The sequence below is a fragment of the Pseudorhizobium flavum genome (genome assembly GCF_044142885.1).
Lineage (GTDB): Bacteria > Pseudomonadota > Alphaproteobacteria > Rhizobiales > Rhizobiaceae > Neorhizobium > Neorhizobium flavum.
On record NZ_JBIOKZ010000029.1, the window covers coordinates 1 to 4,973 of the forward strand.

At 59.9% G+C, this 4,973-nt stretch carries 1 protein-coding gene; it reads right to left on the reverse strand.

Features of this window, described 5'->3' with window-relative positions:
- The coding region (locus ACEPP2_RS21130) for a beta strand repeat-containing protein (protein WP_395517875.1) at window positions 1-4,973 on the reverse strand (4,973 nt) is incomplete at both ends.

Consider the following 4,973-nt stretch of genomic DNA (forward strand, 5'->3'; position numbering starts at 1 on the left):
TCGATCGGAGCGTTCTGGGTCAGCGTGTACTGGCCAGTCAGAGGATTGAGCACAGCCGTGATGACCAGGGTGCCGCTCTGGAAGACCTGGAGGGTCTTGCCATCCGTGGAGACACTGGACGCGAAGTCAGCCTGATTGCCTCCGTTGGTCACGGTGATCCCGCTCCAGGCGATGCCTCCCGGACCATCCGCACCAAAGCTGTGTTTAAGCACATTGCTTGTGTTCGCCAGTCCGTGGTCGCCGTTTCCGCCCGGGTTGCCGCTGGAAAGTATGTCGTCGTTAAGCCAAGCCGTCGTGCCGGCACCACCAGTGGGCGTGTCGTCGTCGACATTGACCCAGATATAGCCAGGGGCGACGTCACCATCGCCATCGGTGACATTGTAGTTGAACTTGAATTGGATCTCGTTTTCGTTTCCGCCCGTTACGTGATCGATCGGAGCGTTCTGGGTCAGCGTGTACTGGCCAGTCAGAGGATTGAGCACAGCCGTGATGACCAGGGTGCCGCTCTGGAAGACCTGGAGGGTCTTGCCATCCGTGGAGACACTGGACGCGAAGTCAGCCTGATTGCCTCCGTTGGTCACGGTGATCCCGCTCCAGGCGATGCCTCCCGGACCATCCGCACCAAAGCTGTGTTTAAGCACATTGCTTGTGTTCGCCAGTCCGTGGTCGCCGTTTCCGCCCGGGTTGCCGCTGGAAAGTATGTCGTCGTTCAGCCAGGCCGTCGTACCGGCACCGCCAGTCGGCGTGTCGTCGTTGATGTTGACCGTGATGGTGCCCGTGGCCGTGTCATTGTCGCCATCACGTGCCTCATAAGAGACGGTGAATTCGATGTTGTCCTCAACGCCCCCGAGTGGGTGACGCACTGGCGCCAACTGCTCAATAGAATATGCGCCGGTGACCTGGTTCGTGATCGTCATCTTTACGACCTGAACGGTTTGACCGTTCTGGTTCTGAGTGATGATCAGCTCTGTCGGCGAGACGTACTGGTACCAAAGATCATTGTTGCCGAGCGTCATGCCGTTGGAAAGCCAGGACACTTTACCACCGTCGGCGCCAAGCTCGTTCTCCAGGACGCCTGTGGCAACAATCGGCGTTGCACCGACAACGAGAGAATCGTCGTCAAGCTGTACAACAGCGTTGGCCTCTACCGTCGGCATATCGTCGTTGATCTTGACCGTGATGGTGCCCGCGGCCGTGTCATTGTCGCCATCACGTGCCTCATAAGAGACGGTGAATTCGATATTGTCCTCAACGCCCCCAACTGGGTGACGCACAGGCGCCAACTGTTCGATAGAATATGCGCCGGTGGCCTGGTTCGTGATCGTCATCTTCACGACCTGAACGGTTTGACCGTTCTGGTTCTGAGTAATGATCAGCTCTGTCGGTGAAACGTACTGGTACCAAAGACCATTGTTGCCGAGCGTCATGCCGTTGGAAAGCCAGGAGACTTTGCCACCGTCGGCGCCAAGCTCGTTCTCCAGGACGCCTGTGGCAACAATCGGCGTTGCACCGACAACGAGAGAATCGTCGTCAAGCTGTACAACAGCGTTGTCCTCTACCGTCGGCGCATCATCGATGACCTTTACGGTGAAGTCGTTCCTGGCGATATCGCCGTCACCATCGCGGGCGGTGAAGGTGAACTTGAAGGACAGGACGTCTTCATTGGCTGCACCGCTTGCCTTGACCGGATGGTCGAGTACGCCATCGAGATCGAAGTCAAAGGAGCCATTGCCCTGATCCGACAGCTTGACCGTGAAGACGGTCTTCCCATCGGCAGATGCCGTCAGGATGGAACCGTTGGCCGAGAGCGTGAACACCAGCGGCTTGCCTTCGGAGGTCAGTGCGCCGATCGCAACCGGACCGTTTCCACCGCTGACCGTGAGGAACTGCGAGACCTCATTGGCGGTCAGGATCTTGGCAGCACCCGTGCCGGTCGAGAACACGACCGAACGGTCACCAGCCACCTGGGTGCCGGTAAAGCCACCATTGACGTTCTTGTTGCCGTCGTCGCCGCCCCAGGCAATGTTGAGCGAGCCGTCTGCCTTGTCGGTCGCCAGATTGAGAGGCAGACCAAAGATAGAAGTGTCGGCATCCAGATCCCCGGATCCGGATACGCGATCCTCGTTGCCATTAGAAAGCTCCTCTTCCTCAACGACACGATCCAGGATCGTACCGAGCGCGATCGGCTGGTCATCGATCACCTTGACCGAGAAGGTCGCAGGCGCCGTTACGTCACCGTCACTGTCCGTCGCGGTGAACTGGAAGTTCAGGATCTGGCTGTCCTCGCCCTGCACCGAACCCTGGTGGTCCAGCGTGTCGTAGAGCTTGAATGCATAGGAGCCTGCACCAGTATCCGACAGGGCGACCGAGAAGACGATGTTGCCGGCAAGCGCTGCATTCGTCGTCGTCGGAACGGTGGTCGGGATCACATTACCCGTATAGGCAAGCAGGACCTGCTGACCGCTCACGGTCACAGTGGTGTACTTGATCGCATCGCCGTCAGAGGTCAGGTTCAGAGCGGTGAGATTTGCAACCGCGTCCGGGCCGAACTGGACCGAGCGATCACCCGGCTGGCCGTTGCCATCGTTGGCATCGTCAGAACCCCACGAGATCGAAAGCGAGCCACCAGTCTCATGCGTCGTGCGGTCCCGGAACTGGAGGCCAAGGAACCCGCCGAAGCTGTCTGCGTCGCCTTCACCTTCCGTGCCTTCGTTGCCGTCACCGGCAACCTGCTTCTGCTCTTCCTCAACGATACCGCCTGCAAACGGCGCGCCGATCGTTGCAACGTCATCGCGAACATCAACCGTGAACCGGCCGGTGACCGTATCGCCATCGCTGTCGGTCGCCGTGTAGCCGAAGCTCAGCGACAGATCGTTCTCGCCATTCGCCCCGTCACCCGCGGCATGATCGAGCGGCTTGACCAGCGTGAAGGTATAGGAGCCACTGCCGTTGTCCGACAGCGTGGCATGGAACACCACATTGGCTGCAGCAGACGAGGTCGGCACGGTAGAGCCCGTGTAACCAACCAGCGTGCCGTTCGCCAATACGGCTGTCGACACGGGCAGACCAAGCGACGTCAGTGATGCACCGTTATAGGCGTTCGCTACAGAAACAGTCGCGTTGGTGAACGCAATCGAACGATCACCGAGGCCACCGAGATCCGCGACCGTGTCAGCGTCGTCAGCACCCCACCTGATGTTCAGCGCACCGGTCGCTACAGCCGACAGGCCATCTGCTTCATTGTTGCCGCCGTTGACAGCCTCATCCTCTGCCGTGCCACGAACCTCTTCCCCACGAACAGGCGCATCATCGATGACCTTTACGGTGAAGTCGTTCCTGGCGATATCGCCGTCACCATCGCGGGCGGTGAAGGTGAACTTGAAGGACAGGACGTCTTCATTGGCTGCACCGCTTGCCTTGACCGGATGGTCGAGTACGCCATCGAGATCGAAGTCAAAGGAGCCATTGCCCTGATCCGACAGCTTGACCGTGAAGACGGTCTTCCCATCGGCAGATGCCGTCAGGATGGAACCGTTGGCCGAGAGCGTGAACACCAGCGGCTTGCCTTCGGAGGTCAGTGCGCCGATCGCAACCGGACCGTTTCCACCGCTGACCGTGAGGAACTGCGAGACCTCATTGGCGGTCAGGATCTTGGCAGCACCCGTGCCGGTCGAGAACACGACCGAACGGTCACCAGCCACCTGGGTGCCGGTAAAGCCACCATTGACGTTCTTGTTGCCGTCGTCGCCGCCCCAGGCAATGTTGAGCGAGCCGTCTGCCTTGTCGGTCGCCAGATTGAGAGGCAGACCAAAGATAGAAGTGTCGGCATCCAGATCCCCGGATCCGGATACGCGATCCTCGTTGCCATTAGAAAGCTCCTCTTCCTCAACGACACGATCCAGGATCGTACCGAGCGCGATCGGCTGGTCATCGATCACCTTGACCGAGAAGGTCGCAGGCGCCGTTACGTCACCGTCACTGTCCGTCGCGGTGAACTGGAAGTTCAGGATCTGGCTGTCCTCGCCCTGCACCGAACCCTGGTGGTCCAGCGTGTCGTAGAGCTTGAATGCATAGGAGCCTGCACCAGTATCCGACAGGGCGACCGAGAAGACGATGTTGCCGGCAAGCGCTGCATTCGTCGTCGTCGGAACGGTGGTCGGGATCACATTACCCGTATAGGCAAGCAGGACCTGCTGACCGCTCACGGTCACAGTGGTGTACTTGATCGCATCGCCGTCAGAGGTCAGGTTCAGAGCGGTGAGATTTGCAACCGCGTCCGGGCCGAACTGGACCGAGCGATCACCCGGCTGGCCGTTGCCATCGTTGGCATCGTCAGAACCCCACGAGATCGAAAGCGAGCCACCAGTCTCATGCGTCGTGCGGTCCCGGAACTGGAGGCCAAGGAACCCGCCGAAGCTGTCTGCGTCGCCTTCACCTTCCGTGCCTTCGTTGCCGTCACCGGCAACCTGCTTCTGCTCTTCCTCAACGATACCGCCTGCAAACGGCGCGCCGATCGTTGCAACGTCATCGCGAACATCAACCGTGAACCGGCCGGTGACCGTATCGCCATCGCTGTCGGTCGCCGTGTAGCCGAAGCTCAGCGACAGATCGTTCTCGCCATTCGCCCCGTCACCCGCGGCATGATCGAGCGGCTTGACCAGCGTGAAGGTATAGGAGCCACTGCCGTTGTCCGACAGCGTGGCATGGAACACCACATTGGCTGCAGCAGACGAGGTCGGCACGGTAGAGCCCGTGTAACCAACCAGCGTGCCGTTCGCCAATACGGCTGTCGACACGGGCAGACCAAGCGACGTCAGTGATGCACCGTTATAGGCGTTCGCTACAGAAACAGTCGCGTTGGTGAACGCAATCGAACGATCACCGAGGCCACCGAGATCCGCGACCGTGTCAGCGTCGTCAGCACCCCACCTGATGTTCAGCGCACCGGTCGCTACAGCCGACAGGCCATCTGC